This is a genomic window from Novosphingobium sp. (assembly GCF_965229225.1).
Taxonomy (GTDB): Bacteria; Pseudomonadota; Alphaproteobacteria; order Sphingomonadales; family Sphingomonadaceae; genus Novosphingobium.
The window spans coordinates 2,800,179-2,823,787 of sequence record NZ_OZ245867.1 but is presented as its reverse complement, the minus strand read 5'-3'; the positions used below and the strand labels follow the sequence as shown (position 1 = coordinate 2,823,787).

At 63.7% G+C, this 23,609-nt stretch carries 22 protein-coding genes; 11 read left to right on the top strand and 11 right to left on the bottom strand.

What is annotated here, in order from left to right; all coding sequences use genetic code 11:
• Positions 1-122: 122 nt before the first annotated feature.
• Positions 123-1,550, bottom strand: a complete 1,428-nt coding sequence (tldD, locus tag ACO06X_RS13020) for a metalloprotease TldD (RefSeq protein WP_421836679.1) — start codon at positions 1,548-1,550, stop codon at positions 123-125.
• A 42-nt stretch (positions 1,551-1,592) separates the two neighbouring features.
• On the bottom strand, positions 1,593-1,796 hold the full coding sequence (locus tag ACO06X_RS13015; RefSeq protein WP_298164302.1) for a zinc-finger domain-containing protein: 204 nt from the start codon (positions 1,794-1,796) through the stop codon (positions 1,593-1,595).
• A 104-nt stretch (positions 1,797-1,900) separates the two neighbouring features.
• Here ACO06X_RS13015 and ACO06X_RS13010 point away from each other — a divergent pair, with 104 nt between their 5' ends.
• Positions 1,901-2,857: an ABC transporter ATP-binding protein gene (locus ACO06X_RS13010; RefSeq protein WP_421836678.1), complete on the top strand. Its 957-nt coding sequence runs from the start codon at positions 1,901-1,903 to the stop codon at positions 2,855-2,857.
• A 403-nt stretch (positions 2,858-3,260) separates the two neighbouring features.
• Positions 3,261-4,880: an L-aspartate oxidase gene (gene nadB / locus ACO06X_RS13005; RefSeq protein WP_421836677.1), complete on the top strand. Its 1,620-nt coding sequence runs from the start codon at positions 3,261-3,263 to the stop codon at positions 4,878-4,880.
• Between the two features lie 170 nt (positions 4,881-5,050).
• Here the strand turns inward: nadB and ACO06X_RS13000 are convergent, their stop codons facing one another.
• Entirely contained in the window at positions 5,051-5,293 is a 243-nt protein-coding gene (locus tag ACO06X_RS13000; RefSeq protein WP_421836676.1) for a GlsB/YeaQ/YmgE family stress response membrane protein, read from the bottom strand.
• A gap of 540 nt (positions 5,294-5,833) precedes the next feature.
• Here ACO06X_RS13000 and ACO06X_RS12995 point away from each other — a divergent pair.
• The gene (locus tag ACO06X_RS12995) at positions 5,834-7,861 is read left to right on the top strand and encodes a ribonucleoside-diphosphate reductase subunit alpha (RefSeq protein ID WP_421836675.1); all 2,028 of its coding nucleotides are present in this window, start codon (positions 5,834-5,836) and stop codon (positions 7,859-7,861) included.
• A 201-nt stretch (positions 7,862-8,062) separates the two neighbouring features.
• A complete protein-coding gene (locus ACO06X_RS12990; protein ID WP_421836674.1) occupies positions 8,063-8,452 on the top strand; it encodes a PepSY domain-containing protein in 390 nt (129 codons plus the stop codon).
• Between the two features lie 50 nt (positions 8,453-8,502).
• Here ACO06X_RS12990 and ACO06X_RS12985 read toward each other — a convergent pair whose 3' ends face one another.
• Entirely contained in the window at positions 8,503-8,763 is a 261-nt protein-coding gene (locus ACO06X_RS12985; protein WP_421836673.1) for a DUF2171 domain-containing protein, read from the bottom strand.
• Between the two features lie 196 nt (positions 8,764-8,959).
• Between ACO06X_RS12985 and ACO06X_RS12980 the strand changes: the two genes are divergently transcribed.
• Positions 8,960-10,018 carry a ribonucleotide-diphosphate reductase subunit beta gene (locus ACO06X_RS12980; RefSeq protein WP_421836672.1) on the top strand — a complete coding sequence of 353 codons (1,059 nt, stop codon included), beginning with the start codon at positions 8,960-8,962 and terminating at the stop codon, positions 10,016-10,018.
• Positions 9,907-11,592: a P-loop ATPase, Sll1717 family gene (locus ACO06X_RS12975; protein ID WP_421836671.1), complete on the top strand. Its 1,686-nt coding sequence runs from the start codon at positions 9,907-9,909 to the stop codon at positions 11,590-11,592. The genes ACO06X_RS12980 and ACO06X_RS12975 overlap by 112 nt, the downstream gene beginning before the upstream one ends.
• A 562-nt stretch (positions 11,593-12,154) precedes the next feature.
• On the opposite strand, the gene ACO06X_RS12970 is transcribed toward ACO06X_RS12975, so the two are convergent.
• Both ACO06X_RS12970 and gyrB read right to left on the bottom strand, forming a co-directional pair.
• Entirely contained in the window at positions 12,155-12,424 is a 270-nt protein-coding gene (locus tag ACO06X_RS12970) for a hypothetical protein (protein WP_421836670.1), read from the bottom strand.
• Positions 12,424-14,961, bottom strand: a complete 2,538-nt coding sequence (gene gyrB, locus ACO06X_RS12965; protein WP_421836669.1) for a DNA topoisomerase (ATP-hydrolyzing) subunit B — start codon at positions 14,959-14,961, stop codon at positions 12,424-12,426. The genes ACO06X_RS12970 and gyrB overlap by 1 nt, the downstream gene beginning before the upstream one ends.
• A 163-nt stretch (positions 14,962-15,124) precedes the next feature.
• On the opposite strand from gyrB, the gene ACO06X_RS12960 reads away from it, so the two are divergent.
• The gene (locus ACO06X_RS12960; protein ID WP_421836668.1) at positions 15,125-16,555 is read left to right on the top strand and encodes a M20/M25/M40 family metallo-hydrolase; all 1,431 of its coding nucleotides are present in this window, start codon (positions 15,125-15,127) and stop codon (positions 16,553-16,555) included.
• 387 nt (positions 16,556-16,942) lie between these two features.
• Positions 16,943-17,566 (top strand): HNH endonuclease, encoded by a 624-nt coding sequence (locus ACO06X_RS12955; RefSeq protein ID WP_421836667.1) that lies wholly within the window; start codon positions 16,943-16,945, stop codon positions 17,564-17,566.
• Here the strand turns inward: ACO06X_RS12955 and ACO06X_RS12950 are convergent, their stop codons facing one another.
• Both ACO06X_RS12950 and ACO06X_RS12945 read right to left on the bottom strand, forming a co-directional pair.
• Positions 17,567-18,577 carry an NAD(P)H-dependent flavin oxidoreductase gene (locus ACO06X_RS12950; protein WP_421836666.1) on the bottom strand — a complete coding sequence of 337 codons (1,011 nt, stop codon included), beginning with the start codon at positions 18,575-18,577 and terminating at the stop codon, positions 17,567-17,569. It abuts the gene before it with no gap.
• A gap of 259 nt (positions 18,578-18,836) precedes the next feature.
• Positions 18,837-20,105, bottom strand: a complete 1,269-nt coding sequence (locus tag ACO06X_RS12945) for an aspartate kinase (RefSeq protein WP_421836665.1) — start codon at positions 20,103-20,105, stop codon at positions 18,837-18,839.
• A gap of 79 nt (positions 20,106-20,184) precedes the next feature.
• Between ACO06X_RS12945 and ubiG the strand changes: the two genes are divergently transcribed.
• Together ubiG and ACO06X_RS12935 are read left to right on the top strand one after the other, a co-directional pair.
• A complete protein-coding gene (ubiG, locus tag ACO06X_RS12940; RefSeq protein WP_421836664.1) occupies positions 20,185-20,949 on the top strand; it encodes a bifunctional 2-polyprenyl-6-hydroxyphenol methylase/3-demethylubiquinol 3-O-methyltransferase UbiG in 765 nt (254 codons plus the stop codon).
• On the top strand, positions 20,949-21,134 hold the full coding sequence (locus tag ACO06X_RS12935; protein WP_421836663.1) for a hypothetical protein: 186 nt from the start codon (positions 20,949-20,951) through the stop codon (positions 21,132-21,134). The genes ubiG and ACO06X_RS12935 overlap by 1 nt, the downstream gene beginning before the upstream one ends.
• Before the next feature lie 108 nt (positions 21,135-21,242).
• On the opposite strand, the gene ACO06X_RS12930 is transcribed toward ACO06X_RS12935, so the two are convergent.
• The 3 genes from ACO06X_RS12930 to ACO06X_RS12920 form a co-directional block, all read right to left on the bottom strand.
• Positions 21,243-21,650 (bottom strand): acyl-CoA thioesterase, encoded by a 408-nt coding sequence (locus ACO06X_RS12930; protein ID WP_421836662.1) that lies wholly within the window; start codon positions 21,648-21,650, stop codon positions 21,243-21,245.
• 65 nt (positions 21,651-21,715) lie between these two features.
• Positions 21,716-22,063, bottom strand: coding sequence for an arsenate reductase (locus tag ACO06X_RS12925; RefSeq protein ID WP_421836661.1), 348 nt, complete (start codon positions 22,061-22,063; stop codon positions 21,716-21,718).
• A complete protein-coding gene (locus ACO06X_RS12920; RefSeq protein ID WP_421836660.1) occupies positions 22,060-22,371 on the bottom strand; it encodes an antibiotic biosynthesis monooxygenase family protein in 312 nt (103 codons plus the stop codon). Before ACO06X_RS12920 ends, ACO06X_RS12925 begins: the two co-directional genes overlap by 4 nt.
• A gap of 148 nt (positions 22,372-22,519) precedes the next feature.
• Here ACO06X_RS12920 and aroC point away from each other — a divergent pair, with 148 nt between their 5' ends.
• Positions 22,520-23,605, top strand: coding sequence for a chorismate synthase (gene aroC / locus ACO06X_RS12915; protein WP_421836659.1), 1,086 nt, complete (start codon positions 22,520-22,522; stop codon positions 23,603-23,605).
• Positions 23,606-23,609 lie beyond the last annotated feature (4 nt).

The window sequence follows — 23,609 nt, the reverse complement described above, 5'->3', positions numbered from 1 at the left end:
TGCCTTAACCAGCGCTGACTGTAGTTTCCCTGAGGGCACCCTAAACCAAGTCGCAGGCCCTACGCCTACTACGTAGTTCTCCTGGTGTCGCATTTCGAGACTGCTGACCCCGCCACAGCGGGTCAGGCTGTGCCGCCTACGGTCAGCCCTTCGACCAGCAGGGTCGGCTGGCCTACGCCCGCCGGTACGCTCTGCCCGCCCTTGCCGCAAACGCCCACGCCCTCGTCCAGCGCCATGTCATTGCCGATCCCGGTCACCCGCGTCAGCACGCTCGGCCCGTCGCCGATCAGGGTCGCGCCCTTGATCGGTGCGCCCAGCTTGCCGTTCTCGATGCGGTAGGCCTCGGTGCAGGAAAACACGAACTTGCCGCTGGTGATGTCAACCTGCCCGCCGCCGAACGACTTGGCGAAGATGCCGTTCTTCACGCGGCTGAGCAGCTCGGCCGGATCGTCGCTGCCGCCCCGCATGAAGGTGTTGGTCATGCGCGGCATCGGCGCGTGGGCATAGGATTCGCGCCGCCCGTTGCCGGTGGGCGCAAGGCCCATCAGTCGTGCGCTCATCCGGTCGTGGATATAGCCCTTGAGAATGCCGTCCTCGATCAGCACGGTCTCCTCGGTCGGCGTGCCTTCGTCATCGATGGTGAGCGAGCCGCGCCGTCCGGGGATCGACCCGTCGTCGACCACGGTCACGCCCGGTGCCGCCACGCGCTCGCCGATCCGGCCCGAAAAGGCGCTGGTGCCCTTGCGATTGAAATCGCCCTCAAGGCCGTGGCCGATGGCTTCATGCAGCAGGATGCCGGGCCAGCCGGGCCCGAGCAGCACGGTCATCTCGCCCGCCGGGGCATCGACCGATTCGAGATTGACGAGCGCCTGCGCCAGCGCGGAATCGATCGCGCGGTTCCACGTTTCCGCCTCGAACAGATCGTCATAGAGCCGCCGCCCGCCGATGCCGAAGCTGCCCGTCTCGCGCCGCCCGTTCTGTTCGGCCACGATGGACACATTCAGCCGTACCAGCGGCCGCACATCCTGTGCGACAAAGCCGTCCGCCCGCACGATCTCGACCACCGACCAGCTCGCGGCAAGGCTCGCCGAAACCTGCGCCACGCGTGGATCGCGCGCCCGCGCTGCGGCATCGATCGTCTCGAGCAGCTTGACCTTGGCCGCGAAGGGGATCGCATCGAGCGGCGAGGCATCGGTGTAGAGATGCCGGTTGTTCTGGCGCGGCGGGGCGGCGGCCGCGCCCTTTGCCGGATCGAGCAGCTTCAGCGTCTCGCCGGCGCGCGCGATGGCGGCGGCGGAAATCTCGTTGGCATGGGCAAAGCCGGTCATCTCGCCCGAAACGCCGCGCAGGCCGAACCCGGCATCGCGCGAATAGTCCGCCGTCTTCAGCCGCCCGTCGTCGAAGCCGAAGCTCTCGCTGGCAATGAACTGGAGATAGAGCTCGCCATCCTCGCAGGCGCCCAGCGCCGTGGCGGTCAGCGCCCGCGCCTCCTCAGGGGTCAGCAGTCCGGGGCGATAGAGCAGCGAGCGGGGATCGGGCGTATGGGTCATGCGCAGGGATATAGGCAGCCCTGCCGCATCACGCCACCGTGATTACGCGCCCGCCTGATCCGCCGGTCCGCCCTTCAGCACAAAGCGACGATCGCAATAGCCGCATTCCGCGTAGCCTCGCTCGTCGATCTCGATCCACACGCGGGGATGCCCCAGCGCCGCGCCGCCGCGGATGCCGTCAGCGCCGTCGCAGCGGACGCGCGAGCTTGTGGTGAGAACCGTCTCGGGTGCCTTGATCGTAGTCATGGCCGCGCGGTTAGCAAACCGGCATGCCGCCGACAAGCAGGTGCTTGCACCCGTCCTGCCTTGCCCCCTTTACGCCAAGCGCATCAAGGGGCAGGGAGAACCCCATGGAAACGACCCCCGCCATCCGCATCCGCGATCTCGTCAAGCGCTACGCCCCGGCTGGCAGCAAATCGGGAGAGGGCAAGCTCGCGCTCGGCGGCGTCAGCTTCGATGTGCCGCAGGGCCAGATCTTCGGCCTGCTTGGCCCCAACGGCGCGGGCAAGTCCACGCTGATCAACACGTTGGCCGGGCTTGTGATGAAATCGTCCGGCTCGGTCGAGATCTGGGGCTTCGACATCGACCGCGAGCCGCGCAACGCCAAGGCCTCGATCGGGATCGTGCCGCAGGAAATCGTGTTCGATCCGTTCTTCACGCCGCTCGAAGTGCTCGACATCCAGGCCGGGCTCTATGGTGTGCCGCCCGCTGCGCGCCGTTCGCTCGAACTCCTGCAGTCGGTCCATCTGGCCGACAAGGCTCATGCCTATGCTCGCTCGCTTTCGGGGGGCATGAAGCGCCGCCTGCTCATCGCCAAGGCCATGGTCCATACCCCGCCGATCCTCGTGCTCGACGAGCCGACCGCAGGCGTCGATGTGGAACTGCGGCGGCTGCTGTGGGAACTGGTGGTCGATCTTAACAAGCAGGGCGTTACCATCGTCCTGACGACGCACTACCTCGAAGAGGCGGAGCAGCTGTGCGACCGCATCGCGATCATCAACCACGGACGGCTGATTACCGACCAGCCGACGCGTGAACTGGTGGGCATGATGCGCGAGAAAATCGTGGTGCTTACACTGGATCGCCCGATCGTTGCCGCACCGCAGCACGAGGCCTTTGTTAAGAGCACGATTTCCGGCGAACGCGAGCTTCGCGTGACCTACAACAAGGACCGCATCAACGCGGGTGATGTGCTCACGCTGGTCCAGTCGCTCGGCTACGGAATCGTCGATGTCTCGACCGACGAAGCGGACCTCGAGGATGTCTTCGTCAAACTGACGAGCGCCCCTGCGGGCGCGGCCGGGTAAGCTCCGCCGCGCCTTGCGAGTATTTTGCTATATTTTTGGTTTTAAATCTCGTTTTGCTCAGAAAAGAGCTTCCAATAGCCTTTGCCTGACCGGCGGATCGTGCGTTTGCAGTCACGGCACCGACCGACGTGGCGGGTGCCGTTCCACCTTACGGACGCCGGATCGGAGCGATGCCTGTTGAACAGGCAGAAAGGCAGGCGCCATAGCATGGCATGTGATCCTGGAGAGGAGAAGCGATCACGCAAATCCTACCAGTTCGCAGATGCGGAAACAAACACCCAAAACGTGCAAACACAAATTTTTTACCTCGTGCCCCGCACCGCATGAGACTTTCCAAACGCCGCAGGGACAGGCAAAGAGCATGCGTGTTTGATCATCTTCCTGATGTGCCCCGGGTCTGGTCATGAGTGCCTCGGAACCCGCCAGCCCTGATGTCCTGATCATCGGCTCCGGCGCCGCCGGCCTCACAGCCGCTTTGGTGCTTGCAGAGCGTTGCCGTGTACTCGTGCTCGCCAAGGGCGCGCTGGACGGCGGCTCGACCGCGTGGGCGCAGGGCGGCATTGCCGCCGTGCTCGACGAGGGGGATACCTTCGACGATCATATCCGCGATACCATGGTCGCTGGCGCCGGCCTCAACCGCCGCGACACCGTGGAATTCGTGGTGGAGAACGCACCCGCGGCGATCCGCCGGCTCGCCGATCTCGGCGTCCCGTTCAATGCCGAATCCGGCGCCTTGCACCTCACGCGCGAAGGCGGGCACTCGCACCGCCGCATCGTCCATGTCGACGACGCCACCGGCTGGGCCGTGCAGCAGGCGCTGATCGCGGCTGCCACGGCGCACCCCAACATCACCCTGCGGCCCGACATGGTCGCGATCGATCTGGTGACCGACCGCCACCGCGCCGACCGCACGGACGGCGAAAGCAGCGGCCACCGCGTCTGGGGCGTCTACGCGCTCGATACCGGGACTGGCCGCGTCGAATGCTTCGCCGCACGCGCCACGATCCTGGCGACCGGCGGCGCGGGCCGCACCTATCTCTTCAGCACCGCCCCGCGCGGCGCGACCGGAGACGGCATCGCCATGGCCTGGCGCGCAGGCTGCCGCGTCTCCAACATGGAGTTCATGCAGTTCCACCCCACTTGCCTCTACAACCTCGAGGTCAAGAACTTCCTGATCACCGAGGCGGTGCGCGGCGAAGGCGGGCACCTGAAGTTGCCGCCGGGCGTGCCGGGCGGCGGCGAACGCTTCATGCCGCGCTTCGACCCGCGCGAAGAACTCGCCCCGCGCGATATCGTCGCTCGCGCGATCGACCACGAGATCAAGCGGCTCGGGCTCGATTACGTCCACCTCGATATCAGCCACAAGGACCCGGAATTCGTCCGCGGTCACTTCCCCAATATCTACGAGCGGCTGCTCGGCCTCGGCATCGACATGACGAAGGAGCCGATCCCGGTCGTCCCCGCGCAGCACTACACCTGCGGCGGCGTCCTCATCGATCTGGCCGGCCGCACCGATCTCGACGGGCTCTATGCCGTCGGCGAGTGCTCGGAAAGCGGGCTCCACGGCGCCAACCGCCTTGCCTCCAACAGCCTGCTCGAATGCTTCGTGTTCGGCGATGCCGCCGCGAATGACATCCTCGCCCGCTGGGAAAGCTTCCCCGCGCCGCCGGATCTGCGCCCGTGGGACGAAAGCCGCGTCTCGGATTCCGACGAGGAAGTCGTCATCAAGCAGAACTGGACCGAACTGCGCCGCTTCATGTGGAACTACGTCGGCATCGTGCGCACCAACAAGCGCCTCGAGCGCGCGGCGCACCGCATCAAGCTCCTGAAGGGCGAGGTCAACGATTACTACGGCAACTTCCGCGTGACCTCCGACCTCATCGAACTGCGCAATCTGCTCCAGACCGCCGAACTCATCGTGAAGAGCGCCCGCGCCCGCCGCGAAAGCCGCGGCCTGCACTTCAACGAGGATTACCCCCAGACCCAGCCTGCCGCACGCGATACGGTGCTGGTGCCTGGCTGAAGGCGGGCGGAAGACCTCAGCGCGCCCACCCCGCCTGCGTCCTTTCCGCGCCCTGCCCAACCTTTGTCATTCCCGCGAACCTCACCACCTTCGTCATTCCCGCGAACCTCACCACCTTCGTCATTCCCGCGAAGGCGGGAATCCAGAGCGGTCAGGCGCAGCCCGTGCCCCTACAAATGCCGCCCGATGAAGATCAGCACCATCGCGCCCAGCACGGAGGCGATGCACCCGGCGCGGCTCACCTTGCCGCCGTCGTTGCTGCCCCAGCCTGCCGCGAGGCCCGCCACCAGCGAGCCGGCGATGCCCAGCAGGATCGTGCGGCCAAGGCCCATCGGCACCGTGCCGGGATAGAGATAGCGCGCGGCGAGACCGACGAACAAGCCGCTGAGAATGATCGAGATAAGCTTGAACACGCGCCCGCTCCGCTTTTGCAACCAGTGCGACGCATATCGCGCACCGTGCCCTACGCGCCAGTGGATAATCGGGTGGCAAACGTGGTGAAGGGTCTGGACAGCGATATTGTCCACAAGATCGGTGGAAGGTGCTGAAATATTTTTGGGCAGCTCAGATTGGGACTTGAAATGGCTGTTTCCACGCGCGTCGCTGCACTGCAGCATGACTGTCATGACGATGAAACGAATCGTACGTGCGACGAGCCGAATCCGTAATGCGGTGTTTACCCTCTTGTGTCTGATTCCGGTTGAGGCACTATGGGTAGTGGTCGGATCCCGGGGGAACCTCTAAACCTAGTTTCAGTGGCGCAGCGGGCAGTTAGCTCGCGGCAACGGTGGCTGCATCGCCGCCGACCCTGGTCTTGACCTTGCAGCGGGCGCCCGCGCGAAGCCTTGGGAGAATGAAACATTCTCCTTTTGTTCCGCAAGGCGTATGATGGATTTCGAGGGCCCGATTCGGTTTGATCCGGGGGCCGCTCAAAGATGAACAGGGGTTGCGGCGTGGATTTCAGGACTGGTGACGGCGTCGTTGAGCAGGACGGTACGGGTCGTGAAGATTTCGGCCAGAGCGAGCTGGGCCTCACCAGCGGCCCTGCCCCGGCAGATGGAAAGGCAATTGGCATGAGTGCGGATGATAAGGGCAGCGAAGCGCTGGTGGCGGCCATGGCCGCAGGCGCTGCAGGCGCGCTCGCCGCAGCGGCGAAGCCGGCGCCTGATTCCAAGACCATCAACGCGCGCCGCTTCACGATCGCAACCGATCACGCGCGTGACGCCCTGCTGACGGATTTCGGCAAGGATACGCTCGACGACCGCTATCTGCTGCCCGGCGAACGCTATCAGGATCTCTTCGCGCGCGTGGCCGACGCCTACGCTGACGATCAGGATCACGCGCAGCGGCTCTACGACTACATCTCCAAGCTGTGGTTCATGCCGGCCACCCCCGTGCTTTCAAACGGCGGCACCGGGCGCGGCCTGCCCATCTCGTGCTACCTCAACTCGGTGTCTGATAGCCTCGAAGGCATCGTCGGCACGTGGAACGAGAACGTCTGGCTCGCCAGCCGCGGCGGCGGCATCGGCACCTATTGGGGCCAGGTGCGCGGCATCGGCGAATCTGTCGGCCTCAACGGCAAGACCAGCGGGATCATCCCCTTCGTCCGCGTGATGGACAGCCTCACCCTCGCGATCAGCCAGGGCTCGCTGCGCCGTGGTTCGGCGGCCTGCTACCTGGACGTGTCGCACCCTGAAATCGAGGAGTTCCTCGAAATCCGCAAGCCGTCGGGCGATTTCAACCGCAAGGCGCTCAATCTGCACCACGGCGTGCTGCTGACGGACGAGTTCATGGAAGCGGTGCGCGATGGCACCGAATTCCACCTGCGCAGCCCCAAGGACGGCTCGGTGCGCGGCACCGTCGATGCGCGTTCGCTGTTTCAGAAGCTCGTCGAAACCCGCCTCGCCACGGGTGAGCCCTATATCGTGTTCAACGACACGGTGAACCGCATGATGCCCAAGCATCACCGCGATCTCGGCCTCAAGGTTTCGACCTCGAACCTGTGCTCGGAAATCACCCTCCCCACCGGGCGCGACCATCTCGGCAACGATCGCACCGCCGTCTGCTGCCTCTCCTCGCTCAACCTCGAAACCTGGGACGAGTGGAACAAGGACGACCGCTTCATCGAGGACGTGCTGCGCTTCCTCGACAACGTGCTGCAGGACTATATCGACCGCGCGCCGGACGAGATGGCCCGCGCCAAGTACTCCGCCATGCGCGAACGCTCGGTCGGCATGGGCGTGATGGGCTTCCACTCATTCCTGCAGCTCAAGGGCATCGGTTTCGAAAGCGCCATGGCCAAGGCGTGGAACCTCAAGATGTTCAAGCACATCGCGTCGCGCGCGGATGAGGCATCGCTGCTCCTCGCGCAGGAACGCGGCGCGTGCCCCGATGCGGCGGACATGGGCGTGATGCAGCGTTTCTCCTGCAAGATGGCGATTGCCCCCACCGCGTCGATCTCGATCATCTGCGGCGGCACGTCTGCCTGCATCGAGCCGATCCCGGCGAACATCTACACCCACAAGACGCTCTCGGGCAGCTTCGTGGTGAAGAACCCCTATCTCGAAAAGCTGCTCCAGTCGAAGTCGAAGGATTCCACCAACGTGTGGAACTCGATCCTCGAGCGCGGCGGTTCGGTCCAGCACCTCGATTTCCTCTCGCCGGAGGAAAAGGCGGTCTACAAGACCAGCTTCGAGATCGACCAGCGCTGGCTGCTCGAATTCGCGGCGGATCGCACGCCCTATATCGATCAGGCGCAGTCGCTGAACCTCTACATCCCGGCTGATGTCGACAAGTGGGACCTCATGATGCTGCACTTCCAGGCTTGGGAGAAGGGCATCAAGTCGCTCTACTACCTCCGCTCGAAGTCGGTGCAGCGCGCGGGCTTTGCCGGCGGGGTAGAGGCGGACAACACCGCCGTCGCCCCCGTGATCGAGCTGGCGAGCCCGACCGACTACGAGGAATGCCTCGCCTGCCAGTGAGGCCACACCTAGAGCCCCGCGCCCCTTCCAGCCGCTAAAGGCACGCCATGCCGGATCGTCCGCTCTCTTGCAAAGCCCGCTGCGCCCCCCAGGCGCGGCGCGCTTCGCGGCGTACAATTCGCGACACGATGCCCGCTTGCGCGATCGGCTCACGCCCTTCTAGTATTGCGAGTGAATTGCAATATCAGAAGGGACCTATTGATGCGCAAGTTTCACCGCTGGATCTCGGTGTTTTTCGGCGTCTTTCTGCTGTGGATCGCCGTAACCGGCACGCTCAGCCAGATCGTGCCGCTCTTCGCGGGTGGCGAGGGCGGGAAGCCCAAGGCGGCGCAAGCGGAGGGCAAGCCAGCCTTCACCTGCCCGCCGGACTACACGTGCCGGCCCAAGCCCAAGCCGGGCGATCCGCGCGCGGTGATCGGCTTCTTGCATCACCTGCATTCGGGCGAAACCTTCGGGCCCGTCGGGGTGGCGATCAGCCTGCTCTCGGGCTTCGCGATGATCTTCTTCAGCTTCTCGGGGCTCTGGCTCTACATCCAGATGTGGCGCAATCGGGCGGAGCGCAAGCTGACCCCGCGCTGGTTCTGGAAATAGCGCAGCACCCGGCCGCACCCTCGAACGGGGTTGCGGCCGGATCTGCTGCCTTAGTTTTCCTCTTCCATCGAGTAGGCCACGTCGCCATTGGCGGAGAGGCGCACCGTGTCGCCCTCCACTTCGGCAACCAGCCCGAGCGAGAGATAGTGGTGGTGGCCCTGATGGGTCTCACCTTCGATCCCGGCGCTGCTGTCTTTCTTGGTCAGCTTGATGCGGTCGCCGTCGACATGATCGACCGTGCCGACATGCACGCCGTCTGCGCCGATGATTTCCATGTGCTCGCGGATTTGTGCGGCGATGGCATTGGACATGATGGTTCTCCGGGGCTGAGGTCGGGCCGCGCAGCCGGAAGGCCGCGCGTCCTCAACCGCACAACGCGCCGCCGGCCCACTCGTTCCACGCGCCGCACCGCGATCTTGCGCGATTCCGCGCGTTTACCCTTTGGCGCGGCTTATCCCGCCGCACCCCGCTTCCTATATCAATCCCTTGCCCAACAGGATCCGTCCCATGTCACTTCTTGAAGCCCGCAGCTCCTACAAGCCCTTCGAATATCCGTGGGCCTACGAGTTCTGGAAGCGCCAGCAGCAGATCCACTGGATGCCGGAAGAAGTGCCGCTCGGCGAGGATTGCCGCGATTGGGCGCAGAAGATCTCGGACCACGAGCGCAACCTGCTCACCCAGATCTTCCGCTTCTTCACCCAGGCCGATGTCGAGGTGCAGGATTGCTACCACGACAAGTACGGCCGCGTGTTCAAGCCGACCGAGGTCAAGATGATGCTCGCCGCCTTCTCCAACATGGAGACGGTGCACATCGCCGCCTACTCGCACCTGCTCGACACCATCGGCATGCCCGAGAGCGAGTACGCGATGTTCCTCGAATACGAGGAAATGCGCGCCAAGCACGATTACCTGCAGCAGTTCGGCGTCGACAGCGATGAAGACATCGCCCGCACCCTCGCGATGTTCGGCGGCTTCACCGAAGGCCTCCAGCTCTTCGCCAGCTTCGCCATGCTGATGAACTTCCCGCGCTTCAACAAGATGAAGGGCATGGGCCAGATCGTCTCGTGGTCGGTGCGCGATGAATCGCTCCACTGCGAAGGCATCACCAAGCTGTTCCACGCCTTCGTGCAGGAACGCGGCTGCCTCACCAAGGCGGTGAAGGAAGACATCATCGATTGCTGCCAGAAGACCGTCCGCCTGGAGGACGCCTTCATCGACCTCGCCTTCGAGCAGGGCCCGGTTCCGGGCATGAGCCCCAAGGAAATCAAGAAGTACATCCGCTACATCGCCGATTGGCGCCTCGGCCAGCTGGGCTTCCAGCCGATCTACATGATCGAGGAACACCCCCTCCCCTGGCTCACCCCGCTGCTCAACGGCGTCGAACACGCCAACTTCTTCGAAACCCGCGCCACCGAGTACTCCAAGGCCGCCACCCGCGGTGATTGGAACACCGTGTGGTCGAGCTTCGACAGCCGCCGCAAGGCGAAGTCCGCCGAACCGGCGAACGAGCTGGTGGTCGAAGACGAAGCCGACATGTTCAAGGCGGCTGGGATCGCAGCGGAGTGATTAGTCGGTTTCTTGCATCGCGAGGGTTCGAAGAAAACCCCTTCGCAAGCACGAACGCGGACAAGGAGCCGCGACTTTCACAGTATTTTGTGCCGCCACCATACTTTACATCCGTGAAGGGCGACCCGCGCAATCCAAAGAGTAACGTGATTTTCGCACCTCGTGGCGGTGGTAAAACAGCTCAAAAAGTTATGCTAGAAGAGTATGCGGAAACTCAAAACACCTCGCGCTTTCTTTGCATAACATACGATAGTTTTCGCCATATATCACGTAGCAAAATTACATCGCTGAACACCGATTGGCATTTAAGCCAAGTTATCCAGCGTTTATTATCTGCTACACTCGCACTTATACAAACAAGTCCTCTTCATGACTTAGGTAAATCAGACAAAATTCTTCTTAATTTTTGCTTTAAGAAGTATCTTGGAAGCCTAAATGAGGCAGAAGCAATCGAAATATTAAAGTCAATAAAGAGCGACGTTGAGAAAGTTCGAGAGTTTATACAAGCTCAGGCTGGGAATATTACAAAGATCGTCTCAGCGATTCCGACAATATGGGGACTGCCGCCGCTTGATCTAGAGTTATCGACAAAAGAACTTAAGGATGAGCCTCCGCTCTATATCATCGAACGCCTCATCACCATCATCCAATCATACGGATACGATTCAGTATACGTTCTCGTTGACCGTGTTGATGAAATCTCTGAGTTCGCTAACGATGCAATCTCCTGTGGTAAATTCATTGCCCCGCTCCTGACAGAGCTCAACCTTTTGGAGCTCGAGGGACTTTCGTTCAAGTTTTTTCTCTGGGATCAGATTGAAGATCATGTTGTTGAAGCTGGTCTGCGAACAGACCGTGTACTCGTACATAGATTAAACTGGTCTGCTGACAACCTATCTGAAATGCTTTCGAGGCGGATAGCAGCATATTCAAATTCACAGGTAAGTTCATTGAATGATCTTATTTCTGAAGATTCCGATATAGACTTGCACAAGCTAATTTGTTGCCTGGGCAATGGCTCTCCGCGTGATGTTATTCGGCTAGTTGGAAGAATTATAGACGAGCACACCAAGATTTCGGACACTCACGAGCCGCTAACTTGGTCTAGTATTGAAAGTGGAATAAAGAATTACTCGAGAGAACGATCAATTGAACTTTATGGCGCAGAGAAAATCAATGATCTTTCGAAAATTGGAGTTGTTTCATTCACAATAGGCGAGATAGCTAACGATATTTTTCGTGTCAGCCATCAGGCGGGTCGAAATAAGATTCAGAATCTGATGAATGTAGGTGCTGTTATCAAATCAGGTGATATCGAGAACCCGGGAAATCGCCCCTTACATCAATATTCTATCGTTGATCCGCGACTAGCTTATGCCGTGTCTTCCTATAAGCTTTCTGATTTCTTGTCTTTCAATGCATATATATGTCCAAGATGCGAGACTATTTTGGTCAGGGATGGAGAAACGGCAAACTGCCATGAGTGTGCATTTGAGTTTCCTTTGGACGTCAGCTCATCACTGATGGAGTATTGCTCCAATGCAGCTTTGCCCTTGACAAAACAAACCAAATAGGTTAAACGCCTCCCCGGATCGGGGGCAGGCGAGGCCAGCCTTCCCCCCGCTCTTCTGGCCCGAGGCTCACGCCAAGGGCCGACGCGGTCGGTGCGGGCTGCGGGTTCAAGGCGGGGCGTCGTCCCAAGGCCTCGGCCCGGCAGATGCCGTGCCCAGTGGATCACTGCCCACGCTTCGCCCGGCCCCAAAGCCCGGTGAAGTCGGTTGCCGGCTGGTATGCGAGCCGCCCCTGGCATCCGGGTCTGGTCCCTTTCAGGTCGAGCCGGATCGGCAACTGCCCCTTCCCGCCGTTCGCAAACGAAGCAGCCCTGCGACGTCCTCCCCGCAGCGCCCTCAAACGGCGCCGCACCGGCCGCGCGATCCAACCCTATTGCCTGCAGGCCGCACCGGCGTGCCGCCAAATCCAACATGTTCAGGGGACAATGCCCCGCCTCCAGCCACACCCAGACCCGCTCATGCTGAGCCTGTCGAAGCATCAATCACTACGGCGGCGCAATCACCCTTCGACAAGCTCAGGGTGAGCGGGGTTTGATGGGGGGCAACAAGAAGGAAAAGCGAAAACCTAGTGCGCCGTTTCAGCGCCTTCTTCCTTGAGCCGATCCGCCAGCACCGCGATTTCCGCCGGTTCCAGCAGCCAGGTCCGCGTCGCCCGCCCCTCGCGGTGGACCGGCACCGTCAGCAGCAGGCGTGCATTCTCGCGCGCGTGCGGCTTGTAGAGCGTGAAGTGCATCGCACATTCGCGGATCGTGCCGATGATCGGCACACGGCCTTCCAGATCGATCATCGTGGCCGCCTGATCCAAGGGGATTTCGGCCAGAGTCGCGCCAGCCATCAGACGTCCAGGTTCGCCACGTTGAGCGCGTTTTCCTGGATGAAGTCGCGGCGCGGCTCGACCACGTCGCCCATCAGGCGGGTGAAGATCTCGTCGGTCACGTCGGCGTCTTCCATCTTCACCTGCAGCAGCGAGCGCTGCGTGGGATCGAGCGTGGTCTCCCACAGCTGATCGGCGTTCATTTCGCCCAGGCCCTTGTAGCGCGAGATGGCAAGGCCCTTGCGCCCCGCCGCCAGCACTTGCGCAAGGAGTTCCGAAGGCCGGGTGATCCCGGCGCTTTCCTTGGTCGCCGGGCGCACGGGCGCGGGCGCTTCGGCCTCGCCCTCCTGCCCTTCCAGCACGGCCTCTGGCTCGGGCTCGGCAGCGGCGGCGCTGGTGCGCACCAGCCGCGCGGGCATGGCATAGACTTCGGCCTGCTCCCCGGCGAGGCGGGCGAGCTTGCGCGCCTCGGCACTCGAAAGGAAGCCGGGTTCGATCGTGTGGTTGTCGGTCACCCCGCGCCACACGCGCTGGATGCGATAGCCGCCATCGGGGGCCACTTCGGCAACCCAGCGCGCATCGTGCTCGCCCCGGTCCATCCAGCGCACGCTGGCAGCCAGCGCCGCGTCACGCTCGGCTGCGGTCATCTCGGGCTCAAGCGCGCCCGCCAGCGCCAGCGCCTCGATGATCGTCGGATCATAGCGCTTGGGCGCGAAGGCCATCAGGTTGCGGAAGCGCAGCGCGTGCTCGACCAGCCCCGCCAGATCCGCCCCGCTGCGCGCGCCGCCAGCGGTTTCCAGCATACGGCCGGCAAGGCCTGCCTCGACAAGGTAGCGATCGAGCGCCGGGCCGTCCTTGAGGTAGACCTCGCTGCGCCCCTTCGCCACCTTGTAGAGCGGCGGCTGGGCGATGAAGAGGTGCCCTTCGCGGATGATCTCGGGCATCTGGCGGTGGAAAAACGTGAGCAGCAGCGTGCGGATATGCGCGCCGTCGACGTCGGCGTCGGTCATGATCACGATCTTGTGATAGCGCAGCTTGCCCAGATTGAACTCGTCGCGGATGCCGGTGCCCATCGCCTGGATCAGCGTGCCGACTTCCTTCGAGCCGATGATCCGGTCGAACCGCGCGCGCTCCACGTTGAGGATCTTGCCCTTCAGCGGCAGGATCGCCTGGAAGTGCCGATCACGCCCCTGCTTGGCCGAGCCGCCTGCCGAATCGCCCTCGACGAGGAACAGTTCGCACTTGGCGGGATCGCGCTCCTGGCAATCCGCCAGCTTGCCGGGCAGGCTGGCGATATCCATCGCGCCCTTGCGCCGGGTCAGCTCGCGCGCCTTCTTGGCGGCTTCGCGCGCAGCGGCGGCGTCGATCACCTTCTGGATCACGGCGCGGGCGTGGGCGGGGTTTTCCTCCAGCCATTCGCTCATCTTGTCGGCCATCAAGCTTTCGAGCGGCTGGCGCACTTCGGAGCTGACCAGCTTGTCCTTGGTCTGCGAGGAGAATTTGGGGTCCGGCAGCTTGACCGAAACGATCGCGGTCAGCCCCTCGCGCATGTCATCGCCGGTGAGGCTGACCTTTTCCTTCTTCAGCATGCCCGAACGATCGGCATAGCCGTTGAGCGTGCGCGTCAACGCCGCGCGGAAGGCGGCAAGGTGCGTGCCGCCATCGCGCTGGGGGATGTTGTTGGTGAAGGCGAGGACGTTTTCGTAGTAGCTGTCGTTCCATTCGAGCGCGACATCGATCCCCACGCCGTCGCGGCTCGCGGAAATGGCGATCGGCTCGGGCATCAGAGGCTGCTTGTTGCGATCAAGGTACTGCACGAACGCGCCGATCCCGCCGACGTAGTAGAGATCGTGCTCGGCCACTTCCTCGTGCCGCTTGTCGCGCAGCAGAATGCGCACGCCGGAATTGAGGAAGGCCAGCTCGCGGTAGCGGTGCTGCAACTTGTCGAAATCGAACTCGAGCACGTTCTTGAAGGTGTCGTGGCTGGCCGAGAACGTGACCCGCGTGCCCTTCTTCACCCCGCCCTTGCCATCGTCCGGAGCCGGGCCGGTGACCTTGAGCGGGGCGACCGCGTCGCCGTGTTCGAAGCGCATCCAGTGCTCCTGCCCGTCGCGCCAGATCGTCAGTTCAAGCCATTCCGAGAGCGCATTGACGACCGAGACGCCGACGCCGTGGAGCCCGCCCGAAACCTTGTAGGCATTGTCGTCGCTGGTGTTCTCGAACTTCCCGCCCGCGTGGAGCTGGGTCATGATCACTTCGGCGGCGGAAACGCCTTCCTCGGCATGGATGCCGGTGGGGATGCCGCGGCCATTGTCTTCCACCGAGACCGAACCATCGGGGTTCAATTCGATCAGCACGAGATCGCAATGCCCGGCCAGCGCCTCGTCGATCGCGTTGTCCGAAACCTCGAACACCATGTGGTGCAGGCCCGAGCCATCATCGGTATCACCGATGTACATGCCGGGGCGCTTGCGCACCGCATCGAGCCCGCGCAGGACCTTGATGGAATCGGCGCCATATTCGTTGGCGTTGGGGATGTTTTCGTTCGTACTGGCCATCATTCGGACATAGGCATTAAAGGCCGATTTCCCAAGCGAATCCGCCCTGTTTTGCACAAGGGAGAGCCCTGTTTCACCCGCTGAAGCGAGGGGGACTGGCGGCGGGGCGCCAATCGTGCTGAAACACGCCGCAACCCCCTCACGACAAAGGACTTGTCACCCCATGCGCAAGCTGCTGACCGGCGCCATTTCGGCCGCACTGCTCTCCTCTCCGGCACTGGCCGCGCCAACCGCGAAGGCCGATCCCTACGGCGGAGAGGAAGCGTTCCGCAGCCTCTACAAGGAACTCGTCGAAACCAACACGACACTCTCTTCCGGCAGCTGCACACTGGCAGCCGAACGCATGGCGGCGCGCCTCAAGACGGCGGGCTTCACCGATGATCAGCTGACGCTCTTCGCCACGCCCGAAAAGCCCAAGGAAGGCGGCCTCGTCGCCGTCATGCCCGGCACGTCGAAGACCGAGAAGCCGATCCTGCTGCTCGCCCACCTCGACGTCGTGGAAGCCAAGCGCGAGGACTGGGTGCGCGATCCCTTCACCTTGATCGAAGAGAACGGCTACCTCTACGCGCGCGGCACGAGCGACGACAAGGCGATGGCGGCAGGCTGGGTCGATACGCTGATCCGCTTCAAGCAGGAGGGCTTCAAGCCCAAGCGCACGCTCAAGCTCGCGCTCACCTGCGGTGAGGAGACGACCTATGCCTTCAACGGCGCCGAATGGCTGGCCAAGAACAAGCGCGATCTGATCGATGCCGCCTACGCGCTCAACGAAGGCGGCGGCGGGCGCACCAATGGCAAGGGCCTCTCCGAAGGCGGCAAGCTTGTGGTGGAATCGATCCAGGTCGGCGAGAAGGGCGTGCAGAACTACCGGCTCGAAACGCGCAACCCGGGCGGCCACAGCTCGATCCCGGTGCGCGAGAATGCGATCTACGAACTCGCTGCCGCGCTGGTGAAGCTGCAGGCCTACGATTTCAAGCTCGAGCTTTCGGACACGACTCGTGCCTTCTTCGCCAAGGCCGGCGCAGCCCGGTCCGATGATCTCGGCAAGGCGATGCAGGCGATTGCCGCCAACCCGGCGGATAGCGCGGCGGAAGCGGTCCTCAACACCGACCGCACGTTCCATTCGATGCTGCGCACCACTTGCGTTGCCACGCTGATCGATGGCGGCCATGCCAACAACGCCTTGCCGCAGCGCGCCGGGGCCAACGTCAACTGCCGCATCTTCCCCGGCCACTCGGTGGAGGAAGTGCAGCAGGAACTGCAGGCCGTCGTCGCCGATACCGGCGTGACGATCACCCCGGTCCCGCCGCTGCGCCCCCTCGCCAAGACCCCGCCGATGGATCCCGCGATCATCGGCCCGATGGAAAAGCTCGCCGCCAAGTACTTTCCCGGCGTCCCCGTGGTGCCGACGATGTCGACCGGCGCGACCGATGGCATCTTCCTCGCCGCGGTGGGCATCCCGACCTATGGCGTGCCGGGCAGCTGGGGCAATCCGGACGGCAACGGCGTCCACGGCCTCAACGAACGGATCGAGATCAAGTCGCTCATGACCGGCCGCGCCTATCTCTATGAACTGGTCAAGGCCTACACCAAGTAACAGCGCGGATTTGAAGGTCGGTTGATATCTCAAAAGACTTCCGTCGGCCCGTGCTTGACACGGGCCTGGGCTTTCCTTGGCAGCAAAGGTTAGCCAAGCCCCGTGTCAAGCACGGGGCGACGGGGAGTTTACCGTGTAAGTGCCATGCAGATCACGCCCCTGTAATTGCTCGCTTTAGCGGGAATTGCCCCCATCCTGTCCACAGGCTTATGCACCTGTGGACAGGAAAGCGCGCGTCCTCTTGACGCACGCGAGAGGGCTGTGGTCTTTTCTGCCCATGCGTCACGAAGCGGTCATCCGCATCCCTCACATCGCACCCCGAAGGCGCCTTGCTTCGCCTCCGGGTGAGGCTTCGGGCGCCAGGGAGCGAAAGGGCCGGTTGGGAGCATGCTTCACAGGGCGCTGATCGAGCGGGCGGCAGAAGCCAGGCCCCACGGCGGTGATACCGCGCTATTGGGCCATGATCGCCATCTTTCAAACTGCCCGGCGCTCGTGCTCAATGCGGATTACACCCCGCTCAGCTACTATCCCCTGAGCCTCTGGCCGTGGCAGACGGCGATCAAGGCGGTGTTCCTCGAACGGGTCGATATCGTCGCGACCTACGACCGCGAAGTCCACAGCGCCTCGCTCGACATGAAGATCCCTTCGGTCATCGCGCTCCGGCAATACGTGCGGCCGAGCGAATTTCCCGCCTTCACGCGCTTCAACCTGTTCCTGCGCGACAAGTTTCAGTGCCAGTACTGCGGCTGCCCGGATCAGCTGACTTTCGACCATGTGGTGCCGCGCCGCCTTGGCGGGCGCACGACCTGGGAAAACGTCGTCGCCGCCTGCGCGCCGTGCAACATGCGCAAGGGCGGCCGCACCCCGGCACAGGCAGCGATGCGCCTGATCACCGAACCGATCCGGCCGACCTCATGGCACCTGCAGGAGCGCGGCCGCCTGTTCCCGCCCGGCCACCTCCACGATAGCTGGCGCGACTGGCTCTACTGGGACGTCGAACTGGAAGGCTGATCAGCCGCGCGTCAGCGCCGCCTCGCACTCCGTCATCAATTCGGCCATGATCGCGGCGACTGGCTCTTCCTTCGTCACCATGCCGACGGACTGCCCGGCCATGACCGAACCGCGTTCGACATCGCCGTCGATCACCGCGCGGCGCAGCGCGCCAGCCCAGAAATGCTCGATTTCCAGCTGCGCCTGGCCCATGTCGACCACGCCTTCATCGAGCCGCCGCGCGACTTCGATCTGCTTGGCGTTGAATTCCTCGCTGCCCTTGTTGCGCAGCGCGCGCACCGGGATGACGGGGAGGCGCGGATCGATCTGCACGCTGGCCACCGCATCGCGCGCATTGGCGCGAAAGAACGCCGCCTTGAACGCCGGATGCGCGATGGATTCGCTGGCGCAGGCAAAACGGGTGCCGAGTTGCACCCCGCTCGCGCCCATTTCGAGGTAGCTGGCGATCATCTCGCCGCGGCCGATTCCGCCGGCCACGAACACCACATGTTCGGCGGCGAGCGCAGGCAGGAATTCCTGCGCCAGCACCGAGGTCGAGACCGGGCCGATATGCCCGCCGGCTTCGGAACCCTCGATCACCAAGGCATCAGCGCCCGAACGGAACAGCTTCTTCGCCAGCGCCAAAGTCGGTGCAAACACAATGACCCTGGCGCCGAACGCCTTGATCGCCTCAACCGAACCCTTGGGCGGAATGCCGCCCGCCAGCACGACATGGCCGACCTTGTGCCGCGCGCAGACCTCGATCAGATCGAACAGACGCGGATGCATCGTGATGAGGTTCACGCCGAAGGGCTTGGCGGTGAGCGCCGCTGTCGCCGTGATCTCGGCATCGAGCAGTTCGGGGGTCATCGCCCCGCAGGCAATCACGCCGAAACCGCCGGCATTGCTGATCGCGGCCACGAGATTGCGCTCGGAAACCCAGCTCATCGCGCCGCACAGCACGGCATGCTCGGTACCAAGAAACTCTGCACCGCGCGCCATGAGGGCGTGGGTCTTGGGAAATGCGGTCATTCGAAACGTCTCGTCTAGCGCAGCCTGCAAACGAGCGCCTTTAGGGCTGCTTCGTGGCGGCAACAAGGCGGGAAGTTGGCAGCCTGATCGGCGGCCCCGATTTCAGTGCGCAAGGTTTGTCGTTTGCCCGATGGCCGTACAGCAAGCAGAAAGGCGGCATCAGGTATCTTCGAGAAAGCCGAGAGCCGGTCCACCAAGGCCCGGTCCCGGGTCGCACCCCGCCTTCCGGCTTCGCAACGGCGTCGGGAGGCGGGACTTTTCAGGCCGCGTCGAGCTCGTAAGCGGTGTGCAGCACGCGCACGGCGAGTTCCACTTCGTCCGCGTCGATCAGCACCGAAACCTTGATTTCGCTGGTCGAGATCGCCTGGATATTGATGCCCCGGTCCGCGAGCGCCTTGAACATGGTCGAGGCGACGCCCGCGTGGCTGCGCATGCCGACGCCGACCACCGAGACCTTTGCGACCTTGCTGTCCGCGATCATGCGGTAGTAGCCGATCGCTTCCTTGCGCTCTTCGATCAGCGCCTGCGTGCGGGCGAGGTCCGCTTGCGGACAGGTGAAGGTCACGTCGGTCTCGCCCTTGTCCTTGGCGATGTTCTGGATGATCATGTCGACGTTGATGTTCGCCTCGGCGAGTGGGCCGAAGATCGCGGCCACCGCACCCGGACGGTCGGGCACGCGGGTCAGCGTCACCTTGGCCTCGTTCTTGTCGGCGGCAATGCCGGTGATCAGCTGGCGTTCCATGTCGGTTCCCTCCGTAATCTTGGCCAATTCTTCGTCGCTGACGATCATCGTGCCGGGGATGCTGTCGGCTGGCGGCGCGCTTTCATCGATGAACGAGGAGAGCACCTGCACGCGCACGCCTTCCTTCATCGCGAGGCTGACCGAGCGCGTCTGCAGCACCTTGGAGCCAACCGAGGCGAGCTCGAGCATTTCCTCGTAAGTCACGTATTTCAGCTTGCGCGCCTTTGCCACGATGCGCGGATCGGTGGTGTAGACGCCGTCGACATCGGTGTAGATATCGCAGCGGTCCGCGTGAACCGCCGCCGCCACCGCCACCGCCGAGGTATCCGAGCCGCCCCGGCCCAGCGTGGTCACTCGGGCCTGGGGATCGAGGCCCTGAAAGCCCGGGATAACCGCGATCTCGCCCGCCGCCATGGAAGCGAGCAGCGCGCCCGATTCGATATCCTCGATCCGCGCGGCAGCATGGGCATCGTCGGTGCGCACCGGCAGCTGCCAGCCGAGCCACGAGCGCGCCTTGCAGCCCAGCGCCTGCAGATGGAGCGCGAGGAGGCCGGCCGTGACCTGCTCCCCCGCCGCCACCACCACGTCGTATTCGGCGCGGTCATAGAGGGCATTGGCCTCGCGGCAGAACGTCACCAGCCGGTCGGTCTCGCCCGCCATGGCCGAGACGACGACAGCAACTTCGTGCCCCGCTTCCTGCTGGCGCTTGACGATGCCGGCCACGCGGCGGATGCGCTCGGTGCCGGCCATCGAAGTGCCGCCGAATTTCATCACGATCCGGGCCACGCTCTATCCCCCGCAGCAACAAAAAAGGTTTCCCCCGCGGCCCCTCGACCGCGCGGACGCGGCGCTTTAGAGTCGCCGCATGAGCAATGCAACCTCCCAAGCAATAACAGGCGCAGCGACCATCAGGCCCGAGGAAGCCGCCCATTTCGGCAAGCTGGCCGCCGAATGGTGGGATCCCAAGGGCAGCTCGGCCATGCTGCACAAGCTCAACCCGGTGCGGCTCGCTTTCTTGCGCGAAGCCATCGACTCGCACTTTGCCGCCGATCCGAAGTCGCTCCGCCCGCTCGCCGGCCGCCGCGCGCTCGATGTCGGCTGCGGCGCAGGGCTGCTCGCCGAACCGCTCGCGCGGATGGGCGCCGCGGTGACGGCGGTTGACGCGGCGGAGGAGAATATCGCGGCAGCACGGGCGCATGCCGAAGGCAGCGGCCTCGCCATCGATTACCGCCACGGCGAACTCGCCGCGCTCGGTCTCGGCACCTTCGATCTCGTCACCTCGATGGAAGTGATCGAACACGTAGCCGACAAGGCCGCCTTCATCTCCGGCCTCGTGGCGACGGTTGCCGAAGACGGCCTGCTGGTCCTGTCCACCCCCAACCGCACCGCCGCCTCGCGCCTGTTGCTGGTCGGTGCGGCGGAAACGGTCGGCATGGTGCCCAAGGGCACGCACCACTGGGAGGATTTCATCACCCCGCTGGAGCTCAGCGATCTGCTCGCCGAAGCGGGGTTTGCGATGGGCAACCCCAGGGGCATATCGTGGAGCCCGCTGAAAGGCCTCCACCTTTCGGACGACCTTTCGCTCAACTACATTGTCACCGCACGCAGAATCGAAGGAGTGCAAGCCTGATGGCGACCGGAAAAGTCTTCGAACGCCACAAGCAGGCCTGGACCACCGACGAGGTGCAGAAGCTGCACATGCTCGCCAAGAAGGGCATGGCGCTGAAAGGCCTCGCCAAGGCGCTGACCCGCACTGAGGAATCGATCAAGATTCGCGCCAAGGCCGACGGACTGGAAATCGCGAAGCTGCGCTGAAGTTTATCCCTCGTCATCCCCGCGAAGGCGGGGATCCAGAGCGGCGCAGCGCTATGGTTCGCTGGATTCCCGCCTGCGCGGGAATGACGAAGCGGGGGCTGGCCGCGCTCAGTCTACCGAAGCTGGCAGGAACCGCTCCACCAGTTCACGCGCCAGCCGCGCCGGGCGCAAGGTGGCGGCATCGAGGCAGCACCAGCTTGATTTCACTTCGGCGAGCACATCCTCGCCGCGCTTGATGATCGTTTCGTAAAACGCCCGCGCACCCTGCACACGTTCGAGGATCACGTGCGCGATCACCGGATCGTTGAGGAAGGTCGGCCGCCGGTACGTGATGTTGTGATTGGTCGCGACCCACACATGGTCGGCAATCGCCTGCGCCGGAGCAAACGCCCGCCAGTGGCCGACGACGGCATCCTGAACCCATTTGAGGTAGGACGCGTTGTTGACGTGCCCCATGAAATCGATGTCCGAAGGATCGACGGTGATCGCAAAGGCGAAGGGCGCGGCAGTATTCACATTGATGTAGATAACACGGCGGCGCCCTGCTGAACAGGGCAACCCGCGTGTCTTTTCATGTCAATTCAGCCCAGAATGGAGCTCCATTCCGCTTCCTTGAACCCCACCAGCAGCCCGCCCGGATGCTCCACGATCGGCCGCTTGATCACCGAGGTATTGGCCGCCAGCACGGCCGGCGCACCATCGCCCGCCAGCGCGGCCTGATCTTCGGCTGACAGCTTGCGGAACGTCGTCCCCGCACGGTTCACCACTTTGTCGCGCCCCGCCGTAGCGATCCAGCCAGCGATCTTCGCAGAGTCCGCGCCCTGCTTCTTGTAGTCGTGAAAGGTGTAGGCGATCCCTTTTGCGTCCAGCCAGGTGCGCGCCTTTTTCACCGTGTCGCAATTGGGGATGCCGTAGAGCGTGATCGTCATGCCTTGGTCCTCGAAAAGCGGTGCACCCGGTTCGGCGTGCCCGCAAACAGCGTGTAGTCCTCGTAGTAGGCCTCGCGGCCCTTGGCCTGCATTTCGGCGTGTTCGGCCGCCCGCCGCCATGCCAGCGCCGCCGCTTCGTCCACCCATTCGCTGATCGCGACGACCTCGCCATCCTCGGCGGTGTAGCTTTTGAAGGAGATGTACCCGGGCTGCGCTGCGGCGAGCACCTCCATGGCATCGGCATCAGCGGAATAGGCAGCGGCATCAATGTCGGCGCGCTTGCGGTTGCGGAAGACGACGAGGAACATGGCGGGACCTGCTTTTGGCCCTTCGACAAGCTCAGGGCGAGCGGGGTTGATATGCGACGCCCATATCCGCTCGTGCTGAGCTTGTCGAAGCACGTTTGGCGCAAGGCAGGCGTGACTTTTGCAACAATTTGCGCGAAGGCGCTGCGCCATGAGCTTCAACACTTTCGGCCACGCATTCCGCTTCACCACCTGGGGGGAAAGCCACGGACCTGCGCTGGGCGCAGTCGTCGATGGTTGCCCGCCGGGCCTCGCCATCAGCGAAGCGCAGATCCAGCCCTTCCTCGATGCGCGCCGCCCCGGCCAATCGCGCTTCACCACGCAGCGGCAGGAGCCGGATCAGGTCCGCATCCTTTCGGGCGTGTTCGAAGGCAAGACCACTGGCACCCCGATCAGCCTGATGATCGAGAACCTCGACCAGCGCTCGAAGGACTATGGTGACGTCGCCAAGGCCTATCGCCCGGGCCATGCCGACTATGCCTACGACGCCAAATACGGCTTTCGTGACTATCGCGGCGGCGGACGCTCCAGCGCGCGCGAAACCGCCGCGCGCGTGGCAGCGGGTGCAGTGGCGCGCCTCGTCATTCCGGAAGTGACAGTGCTCGGCTGGGTCAGCGCCATCGGCGGCGATGCCATCGATCCTGCCAACTTCGATGCGGCAGAGATCACGCGCAACCCCTTCTTCTGCCCTGATGCCAAGGCCGCCGCACGCTGGGAAGCCCTGGTGGACAATGCCCGCAAGGCCGGTTCCTCGCTCGGCGCCGTCGTCGAATGCACCGCCACCGGCGTCCCCGCAGGCTGGGGCGCACCGCTCTATGCCAAGCTTGATGCCGAGCTGGCTCACGCGATGATGGGCATCAATGCAGTCAAGGGTGTCGAGATCGGCGATGGCTTTGCCGCCGCGGCCAACACCGGTGAAGGCAATGCCGATCCGATGCGGCCCCCAAAAACCGGATCGGGAGAAGAAGCGCCCGAATTCCTTGCCAATCACGCCGGCGGCATTGCGGGCGGCATCTCCACCGGTCAGCCGGTCCACGTGCGTGTCGCCTTCAAGCCGACGTCGTCGATCCTCACGCCCGTGCCCACGATCACGCGGGAAGGCGAGGCGACCGAGCTCTTCACCAAGGGCCGCCACGACCCCTGCGTCGGCATTCGCGGCGTTCCGGTGGTCGAGGCGATGATGGCGTTGGTGCTGGCCGATCAGAAGCTGATGCACCGGGCGCAGTGCGGGGGCTGACCGG

Coding starts and splice junctions, on each gene's coding strand:
- ACO06X_RS12925 (WP_421836661.1), bottom strand. CDS start 22,063: ATGACGATCACGCTCTACGGCATCCCCAATTGCGACACGGTGAAAAAG.
- aroC (WP_421836659.1), top strand. CDS start 22,520: ATGAGCTTCAACACTTTCGGCCACGCATTCCGCTTCACCACCTGGGGG.
- tldD (WP_421836679.1), bottom strand. CDS start 1,550: ATGACCCATACGCCCGATCCCCGCTCGCTGCTCTATCGCCCCGGACTG.
- ACO06X_RS13010 (WP_421836678.1), top strand. CDS start 1,901: ATGGAAACGACCCCCGCCATCCGCATCCGCGATCTCGTCAAGCGCTAC.
- ACO06X_RS12990 (WP_421836674.1), top strand. CDS start 8,063: ATGCGCAAGTTTCACCGCTGGATCTCGGTGTTTTTCGGCGTCTTTCTG.
- ACO06X_RS12985 (WP_421836673.1), bottom strand. CDS start 8,763: ATGTCCAATGCCATCGCCGCACAAATCCGCGAGCACATGGAAATCATC.
- ACO06X_RS12960 (WP_421836668.1), top strand. CDS start 15,125: ATGCGCAAGCTGCTGACCGGCGCCATTTCGGCCGCACTGCTCTCCTCT.
- ACO06X_RS12955 (WP_421836667.1), top strand. CDS start 16,943: ATGCTTCACAGGGCGCTGATCGAGCGGGCGGCAGAAGCCAGGCCCCAC.
- ACO06X_RS12980 (WP_421836672.1), top strand. CDS start 8,960: ATGTCACTTCTTGAAGCCCGCAGCTCCTACAAGCCCTTCGAATATCCG.
- ubiG (WP_421836664.1), top strand. CDS start 20,185: ATGAGCAATGCAACCTCCCAAGCAATAACAGGCGCAGCGACCATCAGG.
- nadB (WP_421836677.1), top strand. CDS start 3,261: ATGAGTGCCTCGGAACCCGCCAGCCCTGATGTCCTGATCATCGGCTCC.
- ACO06X_RS12920 (WP_421836660.1), bottom strand. CDS start 22,371: ATGTTCCTCGTCGTCTTCCGCAACCGCAAGCGCGCCGACATTGATGCC.
- gyrB (WP_421836669.1), bottom strand. CDS start 14,961: ATGGCCAGTACGAACGAAAACATCCCCAACGCCAACGAATATGGCGCC.
- ACO06X_RS12935 (WP_421836663.1), top strand. CDS start 20,949: ATGGCGACCGGAAAAGTCTTCGAACGCCACAAGCAGGCCTGGACCACC.
- ACO06X_RS13015 (WP_298164302.1), bottom strand. CDS start 1,796: ATGACTACGATCAAGGCACCCGAGACGGTTCTCACCACAAGCTCGCGC.
- ACO06X_RS12970 (WP_421836670.1), bottom strand. CDS start 12,424: ATGGCTGGCGCGACTCTGGCCGAAATCCCCTTGGATCAGGCGGCCACG.
- ACO06X_RS12950 (WP_421836666.1), bottom strand. CDS start 18,577: ATGACCGCATTTCCCAAGACCCACGCCCTCATGGCGCGCGGTGCAGAG.